Genomic DNA, 26,079 nt, shown 5'->3' with positions numbered 1-26,079 from the left:
CGAACCGTGCTGCCTCGCCCGACATCGACCATCCGCTTCATCGTATGAACGCGCCGCAGACCCCGAACGCGCTGGCGGACTTCGCCGACCTGCTCGACGGCTCCCCGGGCCCGGAACGCCGCGACGGGCGCGGAGCCCGCGCCGCGCTGCTGGCCTTCCTCATCGTCGTCCTCGTAGTGCTCGCCGGGGGCGGCGGGTACGTCTGGTGGGCGTCCTCGGCCACGCTCGCCCCGCCGACGGTGACGTCGAAGCCCCCCGCCGTCGCCGCAGGAGCACCCGCCGATATCGTCCTTCCGACCGAGGGGTCGATGCTCGTGAGCGTGGCGGGCGGCGAGGCGTACCTCGGCCCCGACGCCGCGGGGACCTTCGCGTCGTCGGGCGGCGACGAGCCGCGCCCGCTCGCGAGCGTGACCAAGCTCATCACGGCCCTCGTCGTGCTCGATGCTCACCCCCTCACCGGGCCGAACGACCCCGGCCCGACGATCTCGTTCACCAAGGCCGATACCGATCTGTACGACCAGTTCTACGTGCGCGGCGTCACGATCGCCCGCATGCCCGACGGATCGTCGATGTCGCAGCACGACGCGATGGCGACCATGCTCCTCCCCTCGGCGAGCAACTACGCCGTGGCCCTCGCGCGGTGGGGCTTCGGCTCCGAGAGCGCATACGTGCAGGCGGCACGGTCGTGGCTGAGCGCGAACGGGCTCCAGAACACCCGGGTCGTGGATGCCACGGGCGTCGACGAGCGCAACACCAGCACGCCCAGCGATCTCGTCGCCCTGGGGCGTATCGCCGCGGCCAACCCCGTGATCGCCGCGATCGCCGCCACCCGGTCCTTCAGCGCGGCAGGCCCCGGCACCGTCACGAACACCAACGACCTGCTCGGCACGCTCGGCGTCACGGGGCTCAAGACCGGCAACCTCGGCGACGGCATGTTCAACCTGCTGTTCACCTCGAGACTCGACATCGGAATCGGCTCGCCGCTGCAGGTCGTCGGCGTACGGATGGGCGGCGCGACCCACGACAGCACCGATCAGGATGTCATCGCACTGCTGCAGAGCATTCAGGACGGATTCCACGACCTCCGGGTCGGAGATCTCGGAGATGAGATCGGCACCATCACCACGGCGTGGGGATCAACGGCGACGGTCGTGCTCGCGCGCGGCGCGTCGCTGCGCACCTGGTCGGACACACCGGTGACCGTCTCGCTCGACACGATCACACCCAAAAGCTACGCCGACGGCGAGCGGGTCGGCACGGTCACCTGGACCGCCGGCCCGAACACGGTGGCCTCCGACGTCCAGATCTCGGGTGCCATCGAGCAGCCGACGCTGTGGTGGCGGCTGACGCATCCGGGCGAGTTGGGTTGAGCGCCGACCGCTTCGCCTGAACGATCGCGCAGACGGATGATTTCCGCCGCGGGACGAGCGATATGCACGAGCTGTGCCTCTGACCCGCCGGACGGCACGCTTAGCGTCGAGCTGTGAACATCATCGACCTCGAATGGGGAACACTGGCCGACTGGGTCGCTGCGATCGCGGCGGCGCTCGGTGCAGGCCTCAGCATCTTCGCCCTTCGTCATGCGCTCGCTGCGAACAAGACCGCGGAGCAGACCCGGCTCGATGCGAAAGACGCCTCGGCGGCCACTGAGGCTCGTGAGCGAGCGCGCGACGAGCTCGACCGCAACAGGGAGCGACGCGCCCTCGCGGGAAGCGTGGCCGCGTGGTGGGCGGCGGATCGAGAAGAGGCGGACCGCCGCTACGTCGTCGTCATCTCGAACCAGAGTCCGACATCCGCGGTCTTCCACGACGTCGACGTGACGGTCGCCGGTTGGAAGGGCACGACGCATGTCGTCCACATGAACATCCTCCCGCCGGGGAAGTTCTTCGTCGAGCAGGGCTTCAAGATGGGCCAGCCGCGGTGGGAGCGCATTCCGCTTCCCGTGCGCCCCGACGACGTTCTCGACCCATTCACCGTCGCGAGCGATCGCTCCATCGTCCAGCTCGAGTACAACGACGGGCTGGGGACGCGATGGCGGTGGACGCCGCGCAGCGGGTTGACGGAGGTCGAGCACACGAGCGCGCAGCGGTAGCCTCGAGGGCATGGCAAAGAAGCTCCGAGGCGCTGTCAGCGGCATCCTTCTCGTTGGGGTCTTCCTCGCCTGGATGCTCCTGAAGGGGACCAGCGCCGTTCAAGCGTGGATCGATCCGAACCCGCTGCTCGGCTTTGCTGCCTGGGGAGTTGCCTGGCTCTGCGTACTCGGCGGAGCCGCGCTGCTCGCTCGAGTCTTCTTCCGCCAGGACCCGACTTCAGCGGGCGAGCCGGACGAGGGCCAGGCGTGACCTGGGCGCGGGTGCCTGATGTGAGGTCCCCGCGGGGCTCGTGAAGGAGCTGAGGCCACGCCTACCCTGAGCACGTGACCAATCCTCTGCTGCGGTCCGCCATGGACTTCGGTCTGGCTGTTCTTTGCCTCACCGTCGCGGCGTTGACGCTCGTCGCGCTCACTTCGCTGACGCGGTACAGAACGTCTCACTTCGTGACGAACCTCGGTTGGTTTGTCCTGATTGTCTTCGTCCCGGGAGGGGGTGCGGCTCTGTGGTTCATCGCTCGGCGCATCGCAGCTAGACGTGAAAAGGAGCATCAGACGGCGTCTACGCTGCGCTGACCCGGTTCACCCTGATCCTTCATCCTCGTAGCTGTCGGAGTGTGCGTCACCCGATGCGGTGCACGCTAGGAGTCATGAGTCTGCTTCTCACCAGATGCGCCGAGCCCACCTGCGACTTCGTATGGGAGGGTGGCGTGACGCGTATCGACGATGCCGAGCTTGAGCACCGCGAGGCCGTGGCTCGAGCTGTCGCCTTGTCGACCGCGGCGCTGCCCGGCATCGATGAGGACGGAAACTCGTCGATGGCCGGCGAAGGAGAGCCCGCTACGACGCGAGGGCACGAGCTGATCGTGGTGCGTGAACGGTGGCGGTGGCTGACGAACCTCGTCGCTTTCAATATCTTCTGGATCGCCATGTCGGCTTATGCGGCGACGACGGCCGGCACATCAATGATCTGGCTCGTGTTGCTGTTCCCGGAGATCCCTGCGTTCCGCGCGGCGCCGGTACTGCCGATCTCCGTGATCGCCATTGCCGTGTTCGTCTCTCTCTCCTACGCCGCGATGGGCGTCAAGGGAACGAAGTTCGGCTGGCGGTTCTTCGCATCGATGACCATGTGCGGCACGGTCTCGGCGGTGGCTTCGGCCGCGATCTCCGGGGGATTCCTGCTGCTCATCCCGCTGATGTACCACTCCTCCTAGCTGGCCCGCGCCCTGCGGGTGATGTCGTCGACTCGCCGCGGGAAACAGGTGAGTCGAGGACCGCTGGGTCTGTGGTTCATTGATCCGCTCGCGATCCATCCGCCTCGCCGTCGTCTAAGTACGCGGTTCCATACACATGGCACCCGAGCCTGCTCACGTCGACGATGAGATCGGCCTCCAGCACGAAGCCGCCCTGCACGCTGTCGGAGTCACCCGACCACCACAGAACCGTCTCCCCGCTCTCCCTGATATCGGCGAGTGCCTGCGCGTTCGGGGCCACCCGGTTCACCAGCCTGCGCAACGCAGCGAACCCGGTTTCGTCGTCGCGCGATTCACCGTCGTCCTTCTCGGTGATCGACCAGAACGTGCGCTGGTGCCGCAGCCGCGCGGGCGCCACGTCGCGGCCCGCACGCCCCGCGCGAGTCAGAGTCCCGATGTCACCCGACTCATCGGGCTCGATTCCGAGCATCGCCGTGATCTCCGCGACCGAGTAGGCGTCGGAGCGGATGCTCAACGACGCGCGGTTGCGGCGAATCATGCAGCGATACTAGTCCGGCGTAAAACCGCAGCGCTGACGCGCGTGGGCTCCCCGTCACGCGTCAGTTGTTGAAGCGGAACTCCACCACGTCGCCGTCCTGCATGACGTAGTCCTTGCCCTCGAGGCGCGCCTTGCCCTTCGCGCGAGCCTCGGCGACCGAGCCGAGCTCGAGAAGATCGGCGAACGAGATGACCTCGGCCTTGATGAAGCCCTTCTCGAAGTCGGTGTGGATGACGCCGGCCGCCTGCGGGGCCTTGGCGCCCTTCGGGATCGTCCAGGCGCGCGCTTCCTTGGGACCGGCCGTGAGGTAGGTCTGCAGCCCCAGAGTGTCGAAGCCGATGCGGGCGAGCTGGTCAAGGCCCGACTCGTCCTGACCGGTGGAGGCCAGCAGCTCGGCGGCATCCTCGGGGTCGAGGTCGATCAGTTCGGACTCGATCTTGGCATCCAGGAACACTGCCTTCGCGGGCGCGACCAGCGCCGACAGCTCGTCTTTGCGCGCCTGATCCGTGAGCACGGCCTCGTCGACGTTGAAGACGAAGATGAAGGGCTTCGCGGTCAGCAGACCCAGCTCGCGAATGGGGGCGAGGTCGAGACCGGATGCCGAGAGCAGCACGCCACGCTGCAGGGCATCCTGCGCGGCCTTGGCGGCATCGAGCACCGAGGGGTCGAGCTTCTTGCCCTTGACCTCTTTCTCGTAACGCGTGATCGCCTTCTCCAGCGTCTGAAGGTCGGCAAGCTGCAGCTCGGCGTTGATGGTCTCCATGTCGCTCGCGGGGTTCACCTGACCGTCGACGTGGACCACGTCGACGTCGGCGAATCCGCGGACGACCTGGGCGATGGCATCCGCCTCACGGATGTTCGCGAGGAACTGGTTGCCGAGCCCCTCGCCCTCGCTGGCGCCGCGCACGATGCCGGCGATGTCGACGAACGACACCGCGGCGGGCACGAGACGCTCGCTGCCGAACACGTCGGCGAGCTGCTGCAGGCGCACATCGGGCAGGTTCACGACCCCGACGTTGGGCTCGATGGTGGCGAACGGGTAGTTCGCGGCGAGCACCGAGTTCTTGGTCAGGGCGTTGAAGAGGGTCGACTTTCCGACGTTGGGAAGGCCGACGATTCCGATGGTAAGAGCCACGGGAGTCCAGGTTACCCGGCCGCCGGCCGCCCGACGGCCTCCACGTCGGCGACGGCGCGCGTCGCCGTCACGGGAACAGGGGATCGCGTGGGAACAGGTCGCCCACGCGGGGTATCGGCCTGTTCTCGAGCGATCCCCTGTTCTCACCCGACGAGGCGCGGCGAATCAGCCGCCGCGGGGCTGCCCTGACCCTGCGCGGTCCGGCGGGATCAGGGCCGGCGCGCGCGGAAGGCGTGCGTGACGTACGGCAAGGCGGCCGTGCCGCCCTCGGCGAGACCGGGAACGGATGCCACGACCCCGTCGACCTCGGCATCGATGCGCGCGCGTTTCTCGGGGCTCGCCACGATGACGTCGCTGCGCGAGAAGACGAGGTCGCGTAGTTGCGAGAGGGTGAGGAGACGATCCCACCGCCAGACACGGTGCTCCAGGTCACCGAACGGCGACGAGACGCGCGGCCCCCTTGTGGCGAGCAGAACCTCGGCGTTGGAGCCGCCCATCGCCGCGGTCAGCCGGCGTACCCAGCCCACGCTGTCGTCGCGGATGTTCCAGATGAGCCCCAGCGTGCCTCCGCTGCGCAGGACACGGCCGATCTCGAGCGATCCGGCCTCGGGATCCACCCAGTGCCATGACTGCCCCATCACGACGGCGTCGAGGCCTGAATCCGGCAGCGGCAGCGCCTCGGCCGTGCCGACGAAGGTCGGCACGCCCCGAACGTTCTCGCGCAGAGTCGCGAGCATGTCGGCATCCGGGTCGACCGCGACGACGTCGGCACCGAGTTCGACGACGGCGCGTGTGAGCTTGCCCGTTCCGGCACCCACGTCGGCGACGCGCAGTGCACGGCCGGGTTCGCGTATCGGCTCGAGCAGCCAGGCCACGGAGTCGATGGGATACCCCGGTCGGCCGGACTCGTACGCGGCGGCCGCCCGGCCGAACGACATCGACTTGTCGCGATCGGTCATGACCACGACCCTACGCCGCCCCTCCGACACCGCCCGCCTGAGGGCCATCCGGTGCTCGCCGGCCCGGCGGAGCTGCGCCGTCCCGGCGGAGCTGCGCCGTCCCGCGGACTTCGCCCGCAACACGCCGTTGGTCGTCCGACCGCTCCCGCGTGTCGGGCGCGAACTCCGCACGACGGCCCTGCCCCACCTCTCGGTCCCGACCGCCGACCCCGCCGGTTCCCGGCGCGCCTCCCCTGCGCCGTGACCCCGCGCGTTGAAGGTGGAGACGTGGCCCTGGACTTCACCGCGATCGACTTCGAGACGGCGAACTCCAGCGGCGCGTCTGCCTGTGCGGTCGGTCTCGCGCGAGTCCGCGACGGGCGGGTCGTCGCCACGGCGGCCTGGCTCATCAAACCGCCGACCGGACACGACCACTTCGCGCCGATCAACGTCGGCATCCACGGCATTCAGCCCGGCGACGTCGCGAACGCGCCGGACTGGAGCGCGCAACTCTCCCGCCTCACCGCGTTCGCCGGCACCGACGTCCTGGTCGCCCACAACGCCGGTTTCGATATGTCGGTGCTGCGCCGCGCCTGCGCCGCCACGGGCGACGAGTGCCCGCCCTACCGGTACCTCTGCAGCGTGCAGATGTCGCGCAAGACGTACACCCTCGACTCGTACCGGCTGCCGCTCGTCGCCGCCGAGGCGGGGTGTTCGCCGTTCGCGCACCACGATGCCCTCGCCGACGCGGTCGCGTGCGCGGAGATCACGATCGACTGCGCCCGCCGCGCCGGAGCCGACGACGTCCACGCACTGGCCGCTCACCTGGGCGTGCGGGTGTCGCAGATCGCCGTCGAGCCCGCCGCGCGCGCCGTCGCCTGACCCCGCGCGGCCCGGCGTTCCGCCGATGTCGGAGGTCTGGTGCATGCTGACCCCATGGATGCCATCGCTCTTGTACTCGTGATGCTCGCCCTCGCGCTGGGCGTCGCCGGCGGCTGGTTCGTCGGCTCGTCGCGCGCGGCGGCGCGCGCCGCCGTCGAGCGCAACGACATCGGAGCCCGGGTGGCGGCCGCCGAGACGACCAGCGCGGCCCTGCGCGCACAGCTCGACCACCAGGTCACCCTCTACCGCGAGCTCGTCGGCCAGTCGCGAGCCGACCAAGCCGCGCGCGAAGAGCGGGAGCGCCGGGAGCAGACGGTGCTGCGCGCGCTCGACCCGGTGCGCGAGACGCTCGACGCCATGCAGCGCAAGGTCGACGGCCTCGAGCGCGACCGCGTCGAACAGTACTCGGCGCTCGGCGAGCAGCTGCGCCTTTCGCGCGAGGCCGACGAGGCGCTGCGCGCCACCACCGAGTCGCTGGCGTCGGCCATGCGCTCCGGCAGCACCCGCGGGGTCTGGGGCGAGACGCAGCTGCGCCGCGTGGTCGAGGCGGCGGGTCTCACGCGGTACGTCGACTTCGACCTGCAATCAGCCATCACCACCGACGCCGGCGCGGGTCGGCCCGACATGGTCGTCCGCCTCCCCGGGGGCAAGGCGCTCGCGGTGGATGCCAAGGTGCCCCTCGACGCCTACCTGCAGGCCAGCGCGATCGCGGTGACGGCGCACGGCGATGAGGGCGCCCGCCGCGCGTCACTGCTCGCACGACACGCGAAGGCCGTGAGGGTGCACGTCGACGCTCTGGCGAAGAAGACGTACTGGGCCGGCCTGTCCGCGAGCCCGGAGTTCGTCATCTGCTTCCTGCCCAGCGAGTCGTTGATGGCGTCCGCGCTCGACGAAGACCCCACGCTGCTCGACCATGCCTTCACCCGTCGTGTCGCTCTCGCCTCGCCCGTCAACCTGTGGGCGGTGCTCAAGACCGTCGCCTTCACCTGGACCCAGCAAGACGTCTCCGACGAAGCGCGGACGCTTTTCGCCCTCGGCACCGAGCTCTACGAGCGCGTTGGGGTGCTGGCCGGCCACGCTGGTGACCTGCGCCGCGCCCTCGAACGCACGGTCGACAGCTACAACAAGTTCGCGGGTTCGCTCGAATCGCGCGTCCTCGTCACGGCGCGGAAGTTCCCCGGGATCGACGAGACCAAGCTCGATGCCGTGTCCGCACCGGCGGCATTGGAAGCGACGCCCCGACGGTGGGCCGCGCCGGAGTTCCTCGACGCGGACCTCGAACGATCAACACCTCCCGACAGCGCCGTCGAAGGGATCGAAGAGCTCCCCGTCAGCGCCGATCTGGGAGAGGTACGCGTCCGCGCGGGGATCGAGGAAGGGAGTCCGTGAAGCGGGAGCGACGGCTCAAGAGCCGCCGGGAACCCAGCTGAGCAGGCTGACCACAGCCGCCGAGACACCGACGAAGGCACCGACCATCCACCACGCGCTGACCTCGTGGCCCTCGGCGCGACGCACGCGCAGGAGGACGTCGGGGCGTCGGGCCGGGTCGAGGGCATCAGCAATCACCGCATGTGCTCCCGTCTGGGGCGCGGTCTGATTGGTCGTAGCTGCCATTTACGATCCCCTTCGGGTCTCGGAAGAACACAGGGTCGCCGTTGACACCGCTGATCATTTTGCCAGACAGCCCCGTTTCGACCGGTCACGCTTGCGTCACGACACGCCCGGCTGTAGGTGTGCGTCTCGCCGGACACGGCGCTCCTGCGCCACGGAGCGCGTTCCGCGACCCCTGGGGCGCGCACCGTGACCCCGGGGCCACGCGGCCGCGCCGCGCCGCACCCGTTGCCCGAAACGCCGGGTGCATCCACACAAGCCGGCACGGGCGGCGCCGGCGAGGCCTAGCGCGTCAGAGCCACTTCGAGGTCAGGTGCTCCGACGAGATGCGGCGGAGCGTGCCCGACGCACCGCGCAGCACGACGCTCTCGGTGTAGAGGAAATCCCCCTCGCGGCGAACGCCCTGCACGAGCTGACCGTCGGTCACGCCCGTGGCCACGAAGATCGTGTTCTTGCCCTTCACCAGGTCATCGGCCTCGTACACCTCGCCGTCGACTTTCAGCCCGGCATCCAGGCCCTTCTGCTTCTCGTCGTCGGTGCGAGGCGCCAGTACGCCCTGGATGTGGCCGCCGAGCGCCTTGATCGCGCACGCGGTGACAATGCCCTCGGGGCTGCCGCCGATACCGACGCACATGTCGGTACGCGCGTTGTGGCGGGCGGCGTTGATGCCGCCGGCGACATCGCCGTCGCTCATCAGGCGGGTCCCGGCGCCCGCCTCGCGGATGTCGGCGATGAGCTGCTCGTGGCGGGGGCGGTTCAGCACCGACACGACGATCTCGTCGACGGGCTTGCCGAGCGCCTTCGCCAACAGACGGATGTTCTCGCCGATGGGCAGGCGGATGTCGACGACACCGACACCCGCGGGGCCGGTGACGAGTTTGTCCATGTAGAACACGCTCGACGCGTCGAGCATCGATCCGTGGTCGGAGACCGCGATCACCGACAGCGCGTTCTGGCGTCCGGCGGCGGTCAGCGAGGTGCCGTCGATCGGATCGACCGCCACGTCGCAGCGGGGGCCGCGTCCGCTGCCCACACGCTCGCCGTTGTAAAGCATGGGGGCGTTGTCCTTCTCGCCCTCGCCGATCACGATCGTGCCGTCGAAGGCGACCGTGCTGAAGAATGCCCGCATCGCGTCGACCGCGGCGCCGTCGGCGGCCTCCTTCGCGCCGCGTCCGATGAAGGGGACGGCGCGGATGGCCGCCGCCTCTGTCGCCCTCACCAACTCCAGAGCCAGGTTGCGGTCGGGGTGCAAAGGGCTCATGTCGGCAGTCAGGCTCACCATGAGGCCCACTGTATCCAGCCTCGCGGTGACAACCGCCGGATTTCACCGATCGCGGCGTGAAGGAATCGGCATTCTTAACGAATCGACAGAAGTGCCATGTTCCTGCACGGAGGGCACCGTCACGATCCGGCGCCTTCGCTAGGCTGACGGTGTCCCGACAACACCAAGGAGCACCTCCATGCCCGTCGCTTCCCCTGAGCAGTACGCCGACATGCTCGACCGCGCCAAGGCCGGCGGCTTCGCGTACCCCGCGATCAACGTCTCGAGCTCGCAGACCATCAACTCGGTGCTCCAGGGCCTCACGGAGGCCGGGTCCGACGGCATCCTGCAGGTCACCACCGGTGGCGCCGACTACTTCGCCGGTCAGACGGTCAAGGCCCGCGCCACCGGGGCGCTCGCCTTCGCCAAGTACGCCACCGAGGTCGCCAAGAACTACCCCATCACGGTGGCACTGCACACCGACCACTGCCCCAAGGACGCTCTGCCCGGCTTCGTCCTGCCGCTGCTCGAGGCCTCCGAAGAAGAGGTCAAGGCCGGCCGCAACCCCATCTTCCAGTCGCACATGTGGGACGGTTCGGCCGTTCCCCTCGACGAGAACATCGACATCGCGGCCGAGCTCCTCCCCCGCCTGAAGAACATCAACGCCATCCTCGAGATCGAGGTCGGCGTCGTCGGCGGCGAAGAAGACGGCGTGCAGCACGAGGGCTCCAACGACGCCCTCTACACGACCGTCGCCGACGTCTCGAAGGCCGTCGAGCGCCTCGGCCTCGGCGAGAACGGCCGCTACATCTCGGCCCTCACCTTCGGCAACGTGCACGGCGTGTACAAGCCCGGTGGCGTCAAGCTCCGCCCCGAACTGCTCGGTGAGATCCAGGAGGGCATCGCCGCGAAGTTCGGCACGGGCCCGAAGCCCCTCGACCTCGTCTTCCACGGCGGCAGCGGCTCGACCGACGAGGAGATCGCTCTCGCGGTCGCGAACGGCGTCGTGAAGATGAACATCGACACCGACACCCAGTACGCCTTCACGCGCTCGATCGCGGGCTACATGTTCTCGAACTACGACGGCGTCCTGAAGGTCGACGGCGAGGTCGGCAACAAGAAGCTGTACGACCCCCGCGCCTGGGGCAAGGTCGCCGAGTCGGCCATGGCCGTCCGCGTGGTCGAGGCCACCAAGCAGCTCGGCTCCTTCGGTCACTCGAAGGGCTGATCGAGCCCGCACGCACGAACGCCCCGGTCACGGCCGGGGCGTTCGTCGTTTCCGGATGCCATGCCCCGGCGCTCCAGGACACGACACGGTCTCAGCCGCGGTACACCTCGAGCACCGTCGGCGCGCCCTCGGGCGACGACACCACCTCGATGGCATCCCCGGCACGCACATCACCCGCCCGCCGCACGCGCAGGTAGGCGCCGAGCCGACCCTCGTCGGAGAACCTCTTCACCCAGCCACGTGCGGCCGAGCCGCCCACCCACCGGGCGAAGGTCGCGCAGGGCGTGCGGGGCATCGTGACCTCGAGCTCGACGGTCTCGCCGATGCGCCACACCTCGCCGATGCGGGCGCCGTTGACGTCGAGACCCTCCACGCGCAGGTTCTCACCGAACCATCCCGCATGCAGCTCGCGGCCGAGCTCGCCCTCCCAGAACGCGGCGTCCTCCGCCGCGTACGCATAGACGGCCTTGTCGGGACCGCCATGGTGCTTGCGGCTGGCCTGGACATCGGAGCGGACACCGAGCGTGGCGACGCGCACCGCCCCGTCGATCGCGCGCTTGTCGATCGCGGTCACGCCGACGCTGCCGGCATCGGGGTGCAGAGAATGGACGGCGCAGACGGCGACGAGACGAGGCATGACACGATGCTAGAGCGTGCCCGCCGCCCGACGTTCACCCCTTCGCCGTGCGGGTTCAGTCATCGGCGATGCGCGCGGCACCGCGCGATCAGGGCCCGGCGAAGTCTCGCCGCATGACGACCCGATCACCGTCGAGCGTGCGGATCTCGACCGCGCCGATACGGGATGCCGAGAGGTCGGTGCCCGCGCTGAGTTCGGTCGTGGCGCCGGGGCCCGCGCGCCAGGTCGACAGCACGCTCGTCGAACCGGAGTCGTCCGTGATGGCCAGCGCGTATGGCCAGCCCCCCGGGGGCGCATCGAGCACCTGCCCGGTGTACTCGCACACGAGGTCGATGCGTGTCCCCCACGGCACCGACGTGAGCTTGACCGAGGCCTCGAGCGGGGCTCCGGCGACGTCGTCGAGCGCGTAGACGGACCCCGACGACGACGTGGCGTTCGTGGCGACGATCACGCTGGGCACGGCGACCGCGACGAGAGCGATCGAGGCCGCCAACGTCCAGATCGTCGCCCGCCGCGCGCGGCGACGCTGCGCCGCCCGGACGACGCGTTCCCGCAACGAGGCATCCGGCGCGGCGAGCGGCACCGGTCCGGTCGCTGTGCCCACCGCCCGCGCCCGATCGGCCGACAGGCGCGACAACAACCCCGCGGTCGGCGCGAGCTCGCCGACGGCGGCACGGCACTGCGCGCAGACGGCGAGATGGGCTTCGAACTCTGCCCGGTCGGCAGCGCCCAGCGCCCCGAGGACGTAGGCGCCGTCCAACACCGACAGCCGTTCGTGGTCGCTGATCATCGGGTCACCCCTCTCTCCTGCAGCGCGAGCCGCAGTGCTCGCACCGCGTAGTGCAGACGCGACTTCACCGTGCCGGCCGGGATGCCGAGCTCTTCGGCGGCCTGCGCGACGCTGCGCCCCCCGTAGTAGGCGCTGACGATGACGGCGCGATGGTCGGGAGTGAGGGTCGCGAGCGCTTCTTCCACGAGGAGCGCGTCGAACTTGGCATCCGTGTCGTCGTCGCGCACCCGTTCGGGCAGCTCGTCGACCGGGAGCTCGTGCCGCCGGCGGGCGCTGCGCGCCTCGTCGATGACGATGTTGCGGGCCACGGTGTACATCCACGACCGCAGCGATGCGGGCTCATCGCTCATCACCCGCGGTGTCCGCCACGCGCGCAGCAGGGTCTCCTGCACGACGTCGTCAGCACCGGCGTGATCGCCCGTGAGACTGACCACGTACCGCCAGACGGGGACGGCGTGCGCGTCGTACAGCGCCGTCAGCTGCGCGTGATCGTCTCTCACCGCGGCATCCCTTCTTCCTCGTCTGCGGGGAACACGGGATGCCGCGGCTCGCGGTTCAGTTCGGGACGCTGCCGACGAGCGCGTTCATGAACTGCTGATCGCCGAGCAGGGCGGCAGTCACGCACGCGCCCGCCACGAGTACCGTGGCGACGAAGCCGACGAGAGGGATCCAGAAGGCGATACGACCGCGCTTCAGGCGCCGCCACGTGAGCACCGCGGTGAGCAGCCACCCGATGCCGTACACGAACGCGGCCGCGGCTCCCCAGAGGTACCCGGCCGACAGGTTGGTGAAGCTCGCGTCGACGCCGAGCACCTTCGCCGCAGACTCCGCATAGGCGGGGAAGTCGAGCAACTGCACGATGGTCGACACGGTCGACACGAGCCCGTAGGCCAGTAGACCGCCCGCGAGGACTCGGTCCCACAGCGGCCCACGGAGCCCGCCCGGCCCTGAAGTCGGGGCCGAAACCGGTGCCGCGGCGGGAACGACAGGCTCGGGCTGCGGGGCGACGCCGGCATCGAGCGCTTCGGTCACCGCGGGGCGCTGGATGCGGGCGCGCTGCTCCTCGGGCGTGGCGTACTCACCGAACTGCGGACGGGGACGCTCATCGACGTCGCCCGTGTCGCTCGCCGGCGCCGCAGCACGCTGCTCGGCGTCGCTCATGCGCGGCCCCGCCCGCCGAGAGCGCGGCTGTCGCGCTTGCCGCTGGCATCCTGACGCAGCTCCTTCGGAAGCGAGAAGATCAGATCTTCCTCGGCGGTGCGCACCTCTTCGACGTCGCGGTAGCCGGCACCGGCCAGCTCTTCGAGCACCTCGCTGACGAGCACCTCCGGCACCGAGGCACCACTGGTGACGCCGACCGTCTCGACGCCCTCGAGCCACTCCTGCTGCACCTCGTCGACGTAGTCGACGCGGTACGCGGCCTTCGCGCCGTGCTCGAGGGCCACCTCGACCAGGCGCACGCTGTTGGAGGAGTTGGCAGAGCCCACGACGATCACGAGATCGGCGCCGACGGCGACCTTCTTGATCGCGACCTGGCGGTTCTGGGTGGCGTAGCAGATGTCGTCGGAGGGCGGGTCCTGCAACTGGGGGAAGCGTTCGCGCAGGCGCCGCACCGTCTCCATCGTCTCGTCGACCGAGAGGGTGGTCTGCGACAGCCACACGACCTTCGACGGGTCGCGCACCTCGATCGTGTCGGCGTGATCGGGTGAGTTGACGACGGTCACGTGCTCCGGCGCCTCGCCGGCGGTGCCCTCGACCTCTTCGTGACCCTCGTGGCCGATCAGCAGGATCTCGAAGTCGTCGCGCGCGAAACGCACGGCTTCGCGGTGCACCTTCGTGACGAGGGGGCAGGTCGCGTCGATCGCCTGCAGGCCCCGGTCGGATGCCGCGGACACGACCGCCGGCGACACGCCGTGCGCGCTGAAGACGACGTGGGCCCCGGTGGGGACCTCGTCGACCTCGTCGACGAAGATCGCCCCCTTCTTCTCGAGCTCGGTCACCACGTGGATGTTGTGCACGATCTGCTTGCGCACGTAGACCGGCGCGCCGTAGCGCTCGAGGGCCTTCTCGACGGCGATGACGGCACGGTCGACGCCGGCGCAGTAGCCGCGGGGTGCCGCCAGCAGCACCTTCTTCTTGCCCTGCACGGGGATATCCTGGAGCCGCCCGCGTCGACCCGGGATACGGGGAACGGGCAGGTGCACGACAGGTGAGCTCACCCCTCGATTCTACCGGGGCGCCCCTGGACACCGGCCGAACCCAGCCCCGAGGGAGCCCATGACTTCGTTCCAGCCCGAGACGGTGACCGGTGAGGCGCCCCCCGCCGACTCCGTACACCCCCGCGATTCGCGCACCGACGCTCCGACGTCGGTGTCACGGCTGAACGACACCATCCGCGGCTTCATCGAGCGGTGGGGCTCGGTGTGGGTCGAGGGCGAGATCACCTCGTTCAACCGACGCGGAGGGAACGTGTTCGGTCGCCTGAAAGATCTGGGCACCGAATCGACCGTGGCCTTTCGCATCTGGTCGAGCACCCTCAACCGGCTGCCGAGAGACCTCAAGGTCGGCGACCACGTCGTCGCGTGCGTCAAGGCCGACTATTTCCCCCGCACCGGCGACTTCTCGTTCGCCGTCTCGGCGATGCGCCATGTCGGCCTCGGCGAGCAGCTCGAACGCCTCGAGCGCCTGCGCATGCAACTGCGGTCGGAGGGACTGTTCGACCCGGTCCGCAAGAAGAAGCTGCCGTTCCTCCCGCACTGCATCGGTCTCATCACGGGCGAGAACTCGGATGCCGAGAAAGATGTGCACCGCAACGCCGAGCTGCGGTGGCCGCGGGTGAACTTCCGCACGACCTACGCCGCCGTTCAGGGCGACCGCTGCGTCCCCGAGACCCTCGCGGCGCTGAGGGTATTGGATGCCGACCCCGAAGTGGACGTCATCATCATCGCCCGCGGCGGTGGCGACCCGCAGACGCTGCTCGGCTTCAGCGACGAACGTCTCGTGCGGGCCGTGGCCGCGGCATCCACCCCGATCGTCAGCGCGATCGGACACGAGAACGACCGCCCCCTGCTCGACGAGGTCGCCGACGTGCGCGCCTCGACGCCCACCGACGCCGCGAAGCGCGTGGTGCCCGACGTCGCCGAGCAGCGGGCGATGGTCGCCCAATTGCGCGCGCGTCTGACCGGGCGCCTGACCCAGCGCGTGCTGCACGACATCGCCCAGCTCGAGCAGATCCGCTCCCGCCCCTCGCTGCGCACGCCGCACACGATGCTCACCTCGCGCGCACAAGAGCTGTGGATGCTGTCTCATCGCGGCCGCGACATCGTCGACCGCCGGCTCGAGAGCGAGAGCCGCCGCACGCGCGAGCTCGGTGCCGGCCTGCGCGCGCTCTCGCCCCTCGCCACCCTCGCCCGTGGGTACGCGATCGCCCAGCTCCCCGACGGGTCGGTCCTTCGCGACGCCGCGCACGCCCCCGCCGGAACCGCCCTGCGCCTCACCCTCGAGGAGGGCACGCTCGCGGCCCGATCCGACGGCGCGACCCCCGACGTGGTGCCGCACGGAACGTCGGCCATCTCACGCAAGGCCCCGGCGACGGACGCCGAGGCACCCGCCGGTCGCGCCTAGGATGGATGCCATGACCGCGACGACCCCCGGCCCCGCCGCCGACGTCGCCACCCTGTCGTTCGAGCAGGCCCGCGACGAACTCGTGCGCGTGGTCGCCGAGCTCGAGCAGGGCGCCCCCACGCTCGAGGAGTCACTGGCGCTCTGGGAACGCGGAGAGAAACTGTACGCCCGCTGCGAAGAATGGCTGCTGGGCGCCAAGCGCCGTCTCGACGCCGCGCGCGGCGAAGAGAGCGGCGACTGATGGCGCGCGTCGTCGCGCACCTCGGTCGCCCCGAGACGCCGCAGGAGACGGCCGATCGCAAGGCCGAGTCGTCACGCCGCTACCGTTCGAGCAAGACGTTCCGCAACCTCATCGCGGCACTGCTCGTGACGGTCGGCGTCGTGCTCGTCGTCGTGGCCGCCGTGCCGCGCGGCGAGCCCGTGCCGCGCCCCGCACCCGACGTCCCCGCCCTCGCCGCCGAGCTCCAGAGCGATCGCGGTCGCCCGGTGCTCTCGCCCTCGCTCGGCGAGGGCTGGCGCGTCAACCAGGCCACGGTCGAGGGAGCCGGCGGCACCGAGGCGTGGACCATGGTGTACGTCCGCTCCGGCGAGTCGGGCTTCCTGCGCGTGGCGCAGGGATTCGACACCGACGAAGCGTGGGTCGGCCAGGTGCTCGACGGCACGCGCGCCACCGAGACCACCGACATCGACGGCATCACGTGGGACGTCTATCGCCCCGCGAACCCCTCCGGCACCGGGAACATCTCCTACGCGCTGGCGACTCCCGCCGGCCCCGACTACGTGCTCGTCTACGGCGACGCCGCCCCCGAGACCGCGGCCCTGGCCGCCGCGTCCGTCACGTCGCAGATCGAGCAGTTGAGAGAGGTTCCGTGAGCGAGCGCATGACGCCCCGTCAGGTGTGGCAGCAGATGGTCGAAGGCAACAAGCGGTTCGTCGCCGGTGCGCCCGCCCACCCCCGGCAAGACGTGGAGCGCCGCGCGGAGCTCGCGGCCTCGCAGCACCCGACCGCCGCCCTGTTCGGGTGCTCCGATTCGCGTCTCGCGGCCGAGATCATCTTCGACGAGGGCCTCGGCGACCTCTTCGTCGTGCGAAACGCCGGCCAGGTCATCTCCGACTCCGTCATCGGCAGTCTCGAGTACGCGGTCGGTGTGCTCGAGGTGCCCCTGATCGTCGTGCTCGCGCACGACGCGTGCGGAGCCGTGGGAGCGGCGATCGACAGCACGGGCCCGGACGCCCCCACCCTGCCCGCGTACATCTGGCGCCAGATCGCGCCGATCGTGCCGGCGGTGCGCCGCGTCCAGCGCGAGAACGCCGTCGACGGACACCTTCCCGACCACGTCGACCCTGAGCTCGTGGGCCGCGAGCACCTGCGGCACACCGTCGGCGAGCTCCTGCGCGCCTCCGAACTGATCAGCGAGGCCGTCGCCGAGGGCCGCACCGCCGTGGTCGGCGCGAACTACCGACTCGACGAGGGAGAAGCCTTCCCCGTCGTCATCGTGGGCGACGTCGACGACGCACGCGTGCCCGCACACGCCTGACCCGCCCGAACGTCCCTGAGAACCGAACGAAAGACCTGGAGGAACGACGACGTGACCGACACCGAGTACCGCATCGAACACGACACCATGGGCGAGGTGCGGGTGCCGAAGAACGCCCTGTACGCCGCTCAGACGCAGCGCGCGGTCGAGAACTTCCCCATCTCCGGATCCGGTCTCGAGTCGACCCAGATCGCCGCGCTCGCGCGCATCAAGAAGGCGGCTGCCCTCGCCAACAAAGAGCTCGGAACACTGGATGGCGGCATCGCCGACGCCATCGCGCAGGCCGCCGACGAAGTCGTCACGGGAGCGCACGACGCGCACTTCCCGGTCGACACCTACCAGACCGGCAGCGGCACCTCGTCGAACATGAACATGAACGAGGTGCTCGCGACGCTGGCGACCGGCATCCTCGGTTCGACGGTGCACCCCAACGACCACGTCAACGCCTCGCAGTCGTCGAACGACGTCTTCCCCACTTCGGTGCACATCGCCGTGACTCAGGCGCTCATCACCGACCTCATCCCGGCCCTCGAGCACCTCTCCCTCGCCCTCGAGGCCAAGGCCGAGGCATGGAAGGGCATCGTCAAGTCGGGTCGCACGCACCTGATGGATGCCACCCCGGTCACCCTCGGGCAGGAGTTCGGCGGCTACGCCCGGCAGATGCGTCTCGGCATCGAGCGCGTGCAGGCCGTGCTCCCCCGCGTCGGCGAGGTCCCCCTCGGCGGCACCGCCGTGGGCACCGGCATCAACACCCCCCTCGGGTTCCCGCAGAAGGTCATCGAGCTGCTCGCGGCCGAGACCGGGCTGCCGATCACCGAGGCGAAGGACCACTTCGAGGCGCAGGCCAACCGCGACGGCCTCGTCGAGGCATCCGGCGCACTGCGCACGATCGCCGTCTCGCTGACGAAGATCAACAACGACATCCGCTGGATGGGCTCGGGGCCGAACACCGGTCTCGGCGAACTGCACATCCCCGACCTGCAGCCCGGATCCTCGATCATGCCCGGCAAGGTCAACCCGGTCGTCCCCGAGGCGACCCTCATGGTGTGCGCCCGCGTCATCGGCAACGACGCCACCGTCGCGTGGGCCGGCGCGTCGGGCTCGTTCGAGCTGAACGTCGCGATCCCCGTCATGGGAACGGCGCTGCTGGAGTCGATCCGCCTGCTCTCCAACGCCACGCGCGTGCTCGCCGACAAGACCGTCGACGGGCTCGAGGCCAATGTCGCCCGCGCCGAGGCGTTCGCGGGCATGTCGCCCTCGATCGTGACCCCGTTGAACAAGGTCATCGGCTACGAGGCGGCGGCCAAGATCGCCAAGCACTCCGTCGCCAAGGGCATCACGGTGCGCGAGGCCGTCATCGACCTCGGCTACGTCGAGCGCGGCGAGATCACCGAAGAGGTGCTCGACGCCAAGCTCGACCTGCTGTCGATGACCCACCCCGGCTGAACCGGACCACGACCACCGCACGAGAACGACGCCGGGCGCGCAATAATCGAAGGATGATCCGTACGCCGAGACCTGTCTCGACGCGCGTGCGGCTCCTCGGCGCGATCCTCGGCGTCGTTCTCGTCGGTATGACCGCCGCGGGCGGGGTCGCCTACGTGGTGCAGAGCGAACGCGTGCTGGCCAATGCCCAGCGCCAGCTCGACGGCTTCACGTCGACCGTCACGAGAACCGACGACGACGCGATCGACATCGTCTCGTCCACCATCCCGGGGCGCACCGACGCCACGATCGCCGTCGACGACTCTCGGCTGGTGTCCGCGACCCCCTCTCCCCCGGGTCTGGCGATCGCCGACGACGCGGCCCTCCTGTCCGCTCTGACGGCGCGCCTCGCCTCCGGGAACCTCACCGGACGCGTCGACGGTGCGCGCGGTCCGGTGGTGTACGCCGCGGTCGAGACGCGCGACGGCACGGTTGTGCAGATCATCTCGGTCGACCAGCGCATGGAGCTCGTGATCCTGTCGACCACGGCCTACGCCCTCACGGGGATCATCGTTCTCGTGGTCATGGGGGTCGTCGGCTGGTTCATCACCGGCCGGCTCCTCTCGCCGTTGAAGCGGCTGCGAGATACGACCGACGCGATCACCATCGACGACATGGACCAACGCCTCCGCGCGCACGGCTACGACGAGATCTCCGATCTCACCACCTCCGTCAACGGCATGCTCGACCGCCTGGCCATGTCGGTCGACGCGCAGCGCCAGCTGCTCGACGACGTGAGACACGAACTCAAGACGCCCATCACGATCGTGCGCGGGCATCTCGAGATGATGAATCCCGCCGATGCGCAGGACGCGGCCGAGACTCGAGACATCGGCATCGCCGAGCTCGACCGCCTGTCGCGCCTGGTCGACGACATCGACACCCTCGCCGACGTCGAGACGGCCACGCTCTCGGCCGCTCTCATCGACGTGGGCGGCCTGACCGACCGGGTCGCGGAGCTCGTGTGCGCGATCCCCGACCACACCTGGAGGGTCGAGGCGCGTGCCTCGGGCAAGATCCACGGCGACGCCGACCGTCTCGTCCAAGCCTGGCTGCAGCTGGCCGACAACGCCGCGAAGTACACCCCCGCCGGAACACCGATCGAGATCGGCAGCAGCGCCGACGGTTCCACGGCGCGGCTGTGGGTGCGCGACCACGGTCCCGGCATCCCCCCGGCCGCGCGCCATCGCGTCTTCCGACGGTTCGATCGCGTGGCGACCGGGCGCGGCATCGAGGGTTCGGGACTCGGGCTCTCCATCGTCGACGCCATCGTGCGTGCCCACGACGGTCACTGCGGGGTGACGGACACGCCGGGTGGCGGAGCGACGATCACCCTGAACCTCCCCCTCGTGCGCGGGCGTTCCGCCGCAGAGCTTCCCACCCCGGTACGCGCCGGTGACGTGGTCCTACAGAGAGAGGCAACCGGGTGACGCGCATCCTCATCGCCGAGGACGAAGAACGGATCTCGGCTTTCGTGGCCAAGGGACTCGAATCGGCCGGCTATCAGACGACGGTGGTCGGCGACGGCGCCGACGCCCTCGAGGCGGCGCTGTCGGGCTCGGCCGATCTCCTGCTCCTCGACGTCGGACTGCCGACGCTCGACGGCTTCGACGTGTTGCGGAGTCTGCGCGGGCAAGGATCGACGATCCCCGTCATCATGCTCACCGCTCGCACGAGCACCCGTGACACCGTCGACGGCCTCGACGCCGGAGCGAACGACTACGTCGCGAAGCCCTTCAAGTTCGATGAGCTGCTCGCGCGCGTGCGTTCACGCCTGCGCGAACCGGTGAGCACCGGCACGATCACGATCGCCCACGGCGACGTCACGCTCGACGTGCTCGCGCGCCGAGCGACGGTGGGCAGCCGCGCCGTCGATCTGAGTGCCCGTGAGTTCGCTCTCGCCGAGGAGTTCATCCGTCACGCCGGCCAGGTGCTCAGCCGCGAGCAGTTGCTGAGCCGAGTGTGGAACATGGACTTCGATCCCACCTCGAACGTGGTCGACGTGTACGTGCGTTACCTTCGCGCGAAGCTCGGTTCGACGCACATCGTGACCGTGCGCGGCGCCGGGTACCGCTGGCAGTGAAAACCCGAAACCCCCGGTGGGGAACCGGGGGTTTCGGGGAGGTCACGCTGCGCGTCCGCTGCTTACCCGAAAAGCAGGGCCACGAGGAGTGCGGACCTCGGGTTTTCCTCGGGGGAGCCGCCGGGGGCGGTGACGAGATCTTCCTCGCCGATGTGTCCATCCTGACCTCTCCAGGTGAGAATGGGGGGAACTGGACATGAGGAAGCTCTCATCTTCGACGAGGCCCTGCGCACGCCGGGCGGCAGACGAGAGGGCCGGGATCCCATGGCATCCCGGCCCTCTCGTCTCAGGGTCACGACAGCTCGCCGGCCTCCAGCAGTTCGGTGACCAGCGCGGCGATGGCCGAACGCTCCGAACGCGTGAGCGTGACATGACCGAACAGCCCGTGGCCCTTGAGCGTCTCGATCACCGAGGCGACGCCGTCGTGCCGGCCCACCCGCAGGTTGTCGCGCTGACCGACGTCGTGGGTGAGCACGACGCGCGAGTTCTGGCCGATACGGCTGAGCACCGTCAGCAGCACATTGCGTTCGAGCGACTGCGCCTCGTCGACGATGACGAACGCGTCGTGCAGCGAGCGACCGCGAATGTGCGTGAGCGGCAGCACCTCGAGCATGCCCCGAGCCAGAACCTCTTCGAGGACGTTGCTCGAGACGACCGATCCGAGCGTGTCGAACACCGCCTGCCCCCACGGACCCATCTTCTCGGCCTGGTCGCCCGGCAGGTAGCCGAGCTCCTGCCCGCCGACGGCGAACAACGGTCGGAAGACGATGATCTTCTTCTGCTGCTGCCGCTCCAGCACCGCCTCCAGCGCCGCGCACAGCGCCAGGGCGGACTTGCCGGTGCCGGCACGACCGCCGAGCGAGACGATGCCCACCTCGGGGTCGAGCAGCAGGTCGAGCGCGATACGCTGCTCGGCTGAGCGACCGTGCAGGCCGAAGGCGTCGCGGTCGCCGCGGACGAGCCGGAACTCCCCCTGTCCGGTCACGCGCCCGAGCGCAGAGCCGCGCTCGGAGTGGATGATGAGCCCGGTGTTGACCGGGAGCCCCACCACCGCGTCGCTCACGGCGACCTCGCTCTCGTACAGGTCGGCCATCTCGTCGCCCGACAGGTCGAGCGAGGTGATCCCGGTCCACCCCGAGTCCATGGCCTGCTCCGCGAGGTACTCCTCGGTGTTCAGACCCAGGGATGCCGCCTTGACGCGCATCGGGAGGTCTTTCGACACGACGGTGACCTCGGCGCCGTCGTGGGCGATGTTCATCGCCACCGCGAGGATGCGACTGTCGTTGCCGCCGGTGCGCATCCCCGAGGGCAGCACCTGCTGATCGGTGTTGTTGAGCTCGACCCGCAGGGTGCCGTCGTTGCCGACCGGCACGGGGAAGTCGAGCCGGCCGTGCTCGACGCGCAGCTCGTCGAGGTGACGCAGAGCCTGTCGGGCGAAATAGCCGATCTCCGGATCGTGACGTTTGCCTTCCAACTCCGTGATCACCACGACGGGGATCACGACGGAATGCTCGGCGAAGCGGAAGAAGGCCCGCGGATCGCTGAGGAGGACAGAGGTGTCCAGGACGTACGTGCGCAGGGCCTGATCGGCGCCTGATGCGGATTCGGTGCTCTCGACGACGTGACGCTGGTCGTACGGTGCTCGTGCAGTCACAACCCACTCCCGACCCGGGTGGATCACCCGGTTGTCACGAGTCGACCTGTGGGTCACGAGTCGCAATCCGACGGCCGACTCGATCGGACTCCGTGTCCGATGTGATCACCGTACGACGCCGCGACACCGCAGAGGGTCGTTAACACACCCCGAATGTGACGAGTTCGTGAACAGCACGTTTTCGCGCATCCTTCGCGCGAAATGGTTCGCCGCGGGATGCCGATCCCTCCGACGTCGTCCGTCGGGTCGTTACTGCCCGAACCGACGATCGCGCGCCGCGAAGTCGCGGATCGCGCGTAGGAAGTCCACTTCGCGCAGGTCAGGCCCCAGCGCCTCGACGAAGTAGAACTCCGAATGCGCCGACTGCCACAGCAGGAAGTCGCTCAGACGCTGCTCGCCCGACGTGCGGATGACGAGGTCGGGGTCGGCCTGCCCACCCGTGTAGAGATGCTCGCCGATCTGCTCGGGGGTGAGGCTGGCCGCGAGCTCTTCCAGCGACCCGCCCGAGGCATCGTGCTGGGCGATGATGGAGCGCACGGCATCCACGATCTCGCTGCGACCGCCGTACCCGACCGCGAGGTTGACGTGCAGTCCCCCGTGTTCGCGCGTGCGCTCTGTGGCCTCGTGCAGCACCTCGGCGAGCTCCGCCGGCAGAGCATCGGCACGACCGACGTGCTTCACGCGCCAGTCGGGCTCGCGCGAGAGCTCCCCCGCGAGCTCGGCGATGATCTCGAGCAGATCCTGCAGTTCTTTGCTGTCGCGCTTGACGAGGTTGTCGTTGGACAGCAGGTACAGCGACACCACCTCGATGCCGAGGTCGTCGCACCAGCGCAGGAACTCGTGCATCTTCGCCGCACCGGCCCGGTGCCCGTGGGCGGCGCTGTCGTACCCCAGCTGCCGGGCCCAGCGCCGGTTGCCGTCGATCATCATCGCGACATGGTGCGGCACGGTGGTGGGCATGCGCCGGCGCAGCCGCGAGATGTAGAGACGGTAGAGGGGACCCCGTCCCTCGTTCTTCCGCACACGCGCCACCGTCCTACGCTACCGCGTCCCGGACGCATCCACCGGTGCCCCCGGGCGCCGCTAGCTGGGGAAAGGGTGAACCCCGCCCGCATGTACGAACCCCGGCATGGCCACGCCCGTAGTGTCGAAGACGTGACGCGCACACCACCCCCGGACGGCCCCGACATGCCCCAGCTCCCGCTTCTGGAAGCCGCCGCCGTCGGCGCGCAGGCCGACGTCAAGCCGACCTGGCGCGGCTGGATCCACGCCGGCACGTTCCCCGTGGCGATCGCGGCCGGAATCGTGCTCATCGCGCTCGCGCACGGAGCGCCGGCGAAGTGGGCGTCGGCCGTCTTCACGGCGACGTCGATGCTCCTGTTCGGCAACTCCGCGCTGTATCACCGCTTCCACTGGAAGCCGAAGACCCTCGCGGTGCTCAAGCGCATCGACCACGCGAACATCCTGCTGCTGATCGCCGGCACCTACACCCCGCTCGCGGTGCTCGCGCTGCCCACCCCGCAGACCGTGCTGCTGCTGTCGATCGTGTGGGGCGGCGCGATCCTCGGGATCCTGTTCCGCGTCTTCTGGCTCAACGCGCCGCGCTGGCTCTACGTCGCGCTGTACCTCGCACTCGGTTGGGCGGCGGTGATGTACCTGGGCGACCTGCTCGCCGCGAACGTGGCGATGATGGTGCTCGTCGTCGTGGGCGGACTGCTCTACACGGTGGGAGCGGTGGTCTACGCGATCAAGAAGCCCAACCCCTGGCCCGGGCACTTCGGATTCCACGAGATCTTCCACGTGTGCACGGTCCTGGCGTTCCTGTGTCACTGGACGGCTTGCCTGCTGATCGCCCTCGCGCCGGCGTATCACGGCGGCTGATCGCCCTCCCGCGGCACCTCGCGGCGATCCAGGATGCCGGAGGCCAGCCGCGATCAGGTGCGCGGCGCGGTGGGGTCGGCGTCGTCGCCGCGGGCCTCGCGGGCGCGCGCCTCTTCGGCATCCAACTCCGCGTTGACCTCTTCGCGGTATCGTCCCCGGCGGATGCGGCGCAGCATGTCCCACACCAGGAGGAAGACCGCGATGCCGATGAAGGCGACCGCGGCGAAGCCGAGCGGACCGGGCGTGACGATCTCATCGTTGGGAGTGACGGCCGGCGAGGGCGTGGTCGCGAGGGCGATCATCACGGGAAGCATGGAGTCCTTTGGTCCGGGCGCAAGCGCGTAGCCTGGAAGTCCAGCCTAAAGCCCGGGGAGACCATGACGACGCAGGACCTGCTCGACGAGCGCTACGGACGCACCCGTTCGCCGCGCCGCCGCATCGTGGGCTGGTCGATCGTCGCCGTGCTGGCACTGGGCGCGACCGGGTTCTTGGGGTGGACGACGGTGGCGAACAGCCTGGGCTCGGTCACCGCGACCGACACCGGCTTCACGGTCGAGAACGACCGCTCGGTGTCCGCGACCTTCCAGATCACCGCGCCCGTCGGCGAGCCGGTCGCGTGCGCCCTCGAAGCCCGCGACGAGGAGCACGGAACGGTGGGCTGGCGGGTCGTGGAGTACCCGGCATCCGACCAGCATTCCCGCGCGTTCACCGAGAAGATCCCGACGCTGTCGCTGGCGACCACGGGTTTTGTCAACGCCTGCTGGGTGCCGTAAACTCGCCAGTCACGACGCGCCCCGGCTCGATGCCGGGGCGTTCGACATATCCCCGGCGGTTCCTCGACGGATGCCGCACGCCCCCTCGACGAAGGAGAAACCGTGGCGAACGACGCACAGGTGACATTCCTCACGCAAGACGCCTACGACCGCCTCGCGAACGAGCTCGAGTACCTCTCGACCACGGGCCGCGAAGAGATCGCCAAGCGTATCGAGGTCGCGCGAGAAGAGGGCGACCTCAAAGAGAACGGCGGCTACCACGCCGCGAAAGACGAGCAGGGCAAGCAGGAGGCGCGTATCCGCACGCTCAAGCAGCTGCTGAAGGACGCGAAGGTCGGCGAAGCCCCCGAGAGCCACGGCGTGGTCGAGTCGGGCACCGTCGTGACCGCGATCATCGCCGGCGGCGAAGAGGTCTTCCTGCTCGGCAACCGCGAGATCGCGGTCGACTCTGAGCTCGACGTGTACAGCGAGGCTTCACCGCTCGGCGCCGCCATCCTCGGCCTCAAGGAGGGCGAGAAGAGCTCGTACACCGCCCCGAACGGCAAGGAGATCTCGGTCGAGATCGTCAAGGTCGAGACCTACTCGGGCCAGTAAGACGCCTCGTCCGCGAGCCGCTCCCCCGTCTCGGGGTGGGCGGCTCGCGGCGTTTCCGGGCGGGAGTGCGCGGCGTTCCCGTTGCCCCCGCGCCAAGCGTCGTCTGGGGTCCGTACACACCCTC

Annotated in this window: 31 protein-coding genes; 18 read left to right on the top strand and 13 right to left on the bottom strand. The window is 69.5% G+C overall.

Annotation, left to right across the window (positions count from 1 at the left end; translation table 11 throughout):
- The first annotated feature begins 44 nt into the window (after positions 1-44).
- The 5 genes from QE412_RS01480 to QE412_RS01460 all read left to right on the top strand — a co-directional run bounded on the left by QE412_RS01480 (position 45) and on the right by QE412_RS01460 (position 3,303).
- Positions 45-1,370: a D-alanyl-D-alanine carboxypeptidase family protein gene (locus tag QE412_RS01480; protein ID WP_307479274.1), complete on the top strand. Its 1,326-nt coding sequence runs from the start codon at positions 45-47 to the stop codon at positions 1,368-1,370.
- A 113-nt stretch (positions 1,371-1,483) separates the two neighbouring features.
- Entirely contained in the window at positions 1,484-2,092 is a 609-nt protein-coding gene (locus QE412_RS01475; RefSeq protein WP_307479263.1) for a hypothetical protein, read from the top strand.
- A 10-nt stretch (positions 2,093-2,102) separates the two neighbouring features.
- Positions 2,103-2,342 (top strand): hypothetical protein, encoded by a 240-nt coding sequence (locus tag QE412_RS01470; protein ID WP_307479261.1) that lies wholly within the window; start codon positions 2,103-2,105, stop codon positions 2,340-2,342.
- Positions 2,343-2,416: 74 nt separating this feature from the next.
- Entirely contained in the window at positions 2,417-2,665 is a 249-nt protein-coding gene (locus QE412_RS01465; RefSeq protein ID WP_307479260.1) for a PLDc N-terminal domain-containing protein, read from the top strand.
- A gap of 134 nt (positions 2,666-2,799) precedes the next feature.
- The gene (locus QE412_RS01460) at positions 2,800-3,303 is read left to right on the top strand and encodes a hypothetical protein (RefSeq protein ID WP_307479258.1); all 504 of its coding nucleotides are present in this window, start codon (positions 2,800-2,802) and stop codon (positions 3,301-3,303) included.
- A 76-nt stretch (positions 3,304-3,379) separates the two neighbouring features.
- On the opposite strand, the gene QE412_RS01455 is transcribed toward QE412_RS01460, so the two are convergent.
- The 3 genes from QE412_RS01455 to QE412_RS01445 form a co-directional block, all read right to left on the bottom strand.
- The gene (locus QE412_RS01455; protein ID WP_307479257.1) at positions 3,380-3,841 is read right to left on the bottom strand and encodes a DUF4279 domain-containing protein; all 462 of its coding nucleotides are present in this window, start codon (positions 3,839-3,841) and stop codon (positions 3,380-3,382) included.
- A 61-nt stretch (positions 3,842-3,902) separates the two neighbouring features.
- On the bottom strand, positions 3,903-4,976 hold the full coding sequence (gene ychF / locus QE412_RS01450) for a redox-regulated ATPase YchF (RefSeq protein WP_307479256.1): 1,074 nt from the start codon (positions 4,974-4,976) through the stop codon (positions 3,903-3,905).
- Between the two features lie 209 nt (positions 4,977-5,185).
- Positions 5,186-5,935, bottom strand: a complete 750-nt coding sequence (locus QE412_RS01445; protein WP_307479255.1) for a class I SAM-dependent methyltransferase — start codon at positions 5,933-5,935, stop codon at positions 5,186-5,188.
- 267 nt (positions 5,936-6,202) lie between these two features.
- On the opposite strand from QE412_RS01445, the gene QE412_RS01440 reads away from it, so the two are divergent.
- Positions 6,203-6,796, top strand: coding sequence for a 3'-5' exonuclease (locus tag QE412_RS01440; protein ID WP_307479254.1), 594 nt, complete (start codon positions 6,203-6,205; stop codon positions 6,794-6,796).
- Between the two features lie 54 nt (positions 6,797-6,850).
- Positions 6,851-8,185, top strand: coding sequence for a DNA recombination protein RmuC (locus QE412_RS01435; RefSeq protein WP_307479253.1), 1,335 nt, complete (start codon positions 6,851-6,853; stop codon positions 8,183-8,185).
- Between the two features lie 15 nt (positions 8,186-8,200).
- Here QE412_RS01435 and QE412_RS01430 read toward each other — a convergent pair whose 3' ends face one another.
- Complete coding sequence (locus QE412_RS01430; protein ID WP_307479252.1) at positions 8,201-8,410, bottom strand: UDP-N-acetylmuramyl pentapeptide phosphotransferase; 210 nt, start codon at positions 8,408-8,410, stop codon at positions 8,201-8,203.
- Positions 8,411-8,699: 289 nt separating this feature from the next.
- Positions 8,700-9,689 carry a class II fructose-bisphosphatase gene (gene glpX, locus QE412_RS01425; protein WP_307479248.1) on the bottom strand — a complete coding sequence of 330 codons (990 nt, stop codon included), beginning with the start codon at positions 9,687-9,689 and terminating at the stop codon, positions 8,700-8,702.
- Between the two features lie 178 nt (positions 9,690-9,867).
- On the opposite strand from glpX, the gene fbaA reads away from it, so the two are divergent.
- Positions 9,868-10,896: a class II fructose-bisphosphate aldolase gene (fbaA, locus tag QE412_RS01420; protein WP_307479246.1), complete on the top strand. Its 1,029-nt coding sequence runs from the start codon at positions 9,868-9,870 to the stop codon at positions 10,894-10,896.
- Positions 10,897-10,987: 91 nt separating this feature from the next.
- Here the strand turns inward: fbaA and QE412_RS01415 are convergent, their stop codons facing one another.
- The 5 genes from QE412_RS01415 to QE412_RS01395 form a co-directional block, all read right to left on the bottom strand.
- Positions 10,988-11,533 (bottom strand): MOSC domain-containing protein, encoded by a 546-nt coding sequence (locus tag QE412_RS01415; RefSeq protein WP_307479241.1) that lies wholly within the window; start codon positions 11,531-11,533, stop codon positions 10,988-10,990.
- Between the two features lie 88 nt (positions 11,534-11,621).
- Complete coding sequence (locus QE412_RS01410; RefSeq protein WP_307479231.1) at positions 11,622-12,323, bottom strand: anti-sigma factor; 702 nt, start codon at positions 12,321-12,323, stop codon at positions 11,622-11,624.
- Positions 12,320-12,823, bottom strand: a complete 504-nt coding sequence (locus tag QE412_RS01405; RefSeq protein ID WP_307479230.1) for a sigma-70 family RNA polymerase sigma factor — start codon at positions 12,821-12,823, stop codon at positions 12,320-12,322. The genes QE412_RS01410 and QE412_RS01405 overlap by 4 nt, the downstream gene beginning before the upstream one ends.
- Before the next feature lie 55 nt (positions 12,824-12,878).
- Positions 12,879-13,484 carry a DUF6264 family protein gene (locus QE412_RS01400; protein WP_307479228.1) on the bottom strand — a complete coding sequence of 202 codons (606 nt, stop codon included), beginning with the start codon at positions 13,482-13,484 and terminating at the stop codon, positions 12,879-12,881.
- Positions 13,481-14,542: a 4-hydroxy-3-methylbut-2-enyl diphosphate reductase gene (locus tag QE412_RS01395; protein ID WP_307479227.1), complete on the bottom strand. Its 1,062-nt coding sequence runs from the start codon at positions 14,540-14,542 to the stop codon at positions 13,481-13,483. The genes QE412_RS01400 and QE412_RS01395 overlap by 4 nt, the downstream gene beginning before the upstream one ends.
- A gap of 58 nt (positions 14,543-14,600) precedes the next feature.
- Here QE412_RS01395 and xseA point away from each other — a divergent pair, with 58 nt between their 5' ends.
- Genes xseA through QE412_RS01360 form a run of 7 tightly spaced genes read left to right on the top strand, consistent with a single transcriptional unit; the run spans position 14,601 to position 21,053 of the window.
- Entirely contained in the window at positions 14,601-15,947 is a 1,347-nt protein-coding gene (gene xseA, locus QE412_RS01390) for an exodeoxyribonuclease VII large subunit (RefSeq protein ID WP_307479221.1), read from the top strand.
- A gap of 10 nt (positions 15,948-15,957) precedes the next feature.
- Positions 15,958-16,188 carry an exodeoxyribonuclease VII small subunit gene (locus QE412_RS01385; RefSeq protein WP_307479219.1) on the top strand — a complete coding sequence of 77 codons (231 nt, stop codon included), beginning with the start codon at positions 15,958-15,960 and terminating at the stop codon, positions 16,186-16,188.
- Entirely contained in the window at positions 16,188-16,820 is a 633-nt protein-coding gene (locus tag QE412_RS01380) for a DUF4245 family protein (RefSeq protein WP_307479217.1), read from the top strand. The genes QE412_RS01385 and QE412_RS01380 overlap by 1 nt, the downstream gene beginning before the upstream one ends.
- Positions 16,817-17,485, top strand: coding sequence for a carbonic anhydrase (locus tag QE412_RS01375; RefSeq protein WP_373426520.1), 669 nt, complete (start codon positions 16,817-16,819; stop codon positions 17,483-17,485). Before QE412_RS01380 ends, QE412_RS01375 begins: the two co-directional genes overlap by 4 nt.
- A gap of 51 nt (positions 17,486-17,536) precedes the next feature.
- Positions 17,537-18,931, top strand: coding sequence for a class II fumarate hydratase (locus QE412_RS01370; protein ID WP_307479216.1), 1,395 nt, complete (start codon positions 17,537-17,539; stop codon positions 18,929-18,931).
- Positions 18,932-18,984: 53 nt separating this feature from the next.
- On the top strand, positions 18,985-20,400 hold the full coding sequence (locus tag QE412_RS01365; protein ID WP_307479213.1) for a sensor histidine kinase: 1,416 nt from the start codon (positions 18,985-18,987) through the stop codon (positions 20,398-20,400).
- Positions 20,397-21,053 (top strand): response regulator transcription factor, encoded by a 657-nt coding sequence (locus QE412_RS01360; RefSeq protein WP_307479211.1) that lies wholly within the window; start codon positions 20,397-20,399, stop codon positions 21,051-21,053. The genes QE412_RS01365 and QE412_RS01360 overlap by 4 nt, the downstream gene beginning before the upstream one ends.
- Before the next feature lie 292 nt (positions 21,054-21,345).
- Here QE412_RS01360 and QE412_RS01355 read toward each other — a convergent pair whose 3' ends face one another.
- Positions 21,346-22,707: a PhoH family protein gene (locus tag QE412_RS01355; protein WP_307479208.1), complete on the bottom strand. Its 1,362-nt coding sequence runs from the start codon at positions 22,705-22,707 to the stop codon at positions 21,346-21,348.
- 249 nt (positions 22,708-22,956) lie between these two features.
- Entirely contained in the window at positions 22,957-23,739 is a 783-nt protein-coding gene (locus QE412_RS01350) for an isoprenyl transferase (RefSeq protein ID WP_373426519.1), read from the bottom strand.
- A gap of 156 nt (positions 23,740-23,895) precedes the next feature.
- Between QE412_RS01350 and trhA the strand changes: the two genes are divergently transcribed.
- Positions 23,896-24,588: a PAQR family membrane homeostasis protein TrhA gene (gene trhA, locus QE412_RS01345; protein WP_307486962.1), complete on the top strand. Its 693-nt coding sequence runs from the start codon at positions 23,896-23,898 to the stop codon at positions 24,586-24,588.
- 53 nt (positions 24,589-24,641) lie between these two features.
- Here trhA and QE412_RS01340 read toward each other — a convergent pair whose 3' ends face one another.
- Positions 24,642-24,902, bottom strand: coding sequence for a hypothetical protein (locus QE412_RS01340; protein WP_307479205.1), 261 nt, complete (start codon positions 24,900-24,902; stop codon positions 24,642-24,644).
- Between the two features lie 63 nt (positions 24,903-24,965).
- Here QE412_RS01340 and QE412_RS01335 point away from each other — a divergent pair, with 63 nt between their 5' ends.
- On the top strand, positions 24,966-25,361 hold the full coding sequence (locus QE412_RS01335) for a DUF4307 domain-containing protein (RefSeq protein WP_307479202.1): 396 nt from the start codon (positions 24,966-24,968) through the stop codon (positions 25,359-25,361).
- Between the two features lie 102 nt (positions 25,362-25,463).
- Positions 25,464-25,955 carry a transcription elongation factor GreA gene (greA, locus tag QE412_RS01330; RefSeq protein ID WP_307479200.1) on the top strand — a complete coding sequence of 164 codons (492 nt, stop codon included), beginning with the start codon at positions 25,464-25,466 and terminating at the stop codon, positions 25,953-25,955.
- Positions 25,956-26,079: the final 124 nt, after the last annotated feature.

Source organism: Microbacterium trichothecenolyticum, assembly GCF_030818955.1.
Taxonomy (GTDB): Bacteria; Actinomycetota; Actinomycetes; order Actinomycetales; family Microbacteriaceae; genus Microbacterium; species Microbacterium trichothecenolyticum_B.
Note: the sequence above shows the minus strand (reverse complement) of the source record. Positions and strands in the feature narration are given on the sequence as shown.

Bases quoted from the DNA above. Each gene is read 5' to 3' on its own strand.
- QE412_RS01380 (WP_307479217.1), top strand. From the start codon at position 16,188: ATGGCGCGCGTCGTCGCGCACCTCGGTCGCCCCGAGACGCCGCAGGAG.
- QE412_RS01435 (WP_307479253.1), top strand. From the start codon at position 6,851: ATGGATGCCATCGCTCTTGTACTCGTGATGCTCGCCCTCGCGCTGGGC.
- QE412_RS01470 (WP_307479261.1), top strand. From the start codon at position 2,103: ATGGCAAAGAAGCTCCGAGGCGCTGTCAGCGGCATCCTTCTCGTTGGG.
- QE412_RS01455 (WP_307479257.1), bottom strand. From the start codon at position 3,841: ATGATTCGCCGCAACCGCGCGTCGTTGAGCATCCGCTCCGACGCCTAC.
- QE412_RS01365 (WP_307479213.1), top strand. From the start codon at position 18,985: ATGATCCGTACGCCGAGACCTGTCTCGACGCGCGTGCGGCTCCTCGGC.
- trhA (WP_307486962.1), top strand. From the start codon at position 23,896: ATGCCCCAGCTCCCGCTTCTGGAAGCCGCCGCCGTCGGCGCGCAGGCC.
- QE412_RS01410 (WP_307479231.1), bottom strand. From the start codon at position 12,323: ATGATCAGCGACCACGAACGGCTGTCGGTGTTGGACGGCGCCTACGTC.
- QE412_RS01445 (WP_307479255.1), bottom strand. From the start codon at position 5,935: ATGACCGATCGCGACAAGTCGATGTCGTTCGGCCGGGCGGCCGCCGCG.
- QE412_RS01430 (WP_307479252.1), bottom strand. From the start codon at position 8,410: ATGGCAGCTACGACCAATCAGACCGCGCCCCAGACGGGAGCACATGCG.
- QE412_RS01400 (WP_307479228.1), bottom strand. From the start codon at position 13,484: ATGAGCGACGCCGAGCAGCGTGCTGCGGCGCCGGCGAGCGACACGGGC.
- fbaA (WP_307479246.1), top strand. From the start codon at position 9,868: ATGCCCGTCGCTTCCCCTGAGCAGTACGCCGACATGCTCGACCGCGCC.
- QE412_RS01340 (WP_307479205.1), bottom strand. From the start codon at position 24,902: ATGCTTCCCGTGATGATCGCCCTCGCGACCACGCCCTCGCCGGCCGTC.
- glpX (WP_307479248.1), bottom strand. From the start codon at position 9,689: ATGGTGAGCCTGACTGCCGACATGAGCCCTTTGCACCCCGACCGCAAC.
- QE412_RS01480 (WP_307479274.1), top strand. From the start codon at position 45: ATGAACGCGCCGCAGACCCCGAACGCGCTGGCGGACTTCGCCGACCTG.
- QE412_RS01385 (WP_307479219.1), top strand. From the start codon at position 15,958: ATGACCGCGACGACCCCCGGCCCCGCCGCCGACGTCGCCACCCTGTCG.
- xseA (WP_307479221.1), top strand. From the start codon at position 14,601: ATGACTTCGTTCCAGCCCGAGACGGTGACCGGTGAGGCGCCCCCCGCC.
- QE412_RS01335 (WP_307479202.1), top strand. From the start codon at position 24,966: ATGACGACGCAGGACCTGCTCGACGAGCGCTACGGACGCACCCGTTCG.
- QE412_RS01415 (WP_307479241.1), bottom strand. From the start codon at position 11,533: ATGCCTCGTCTCGTCGCCGTCTGCGCCGTCCATTCTCTGCACCCCGAT.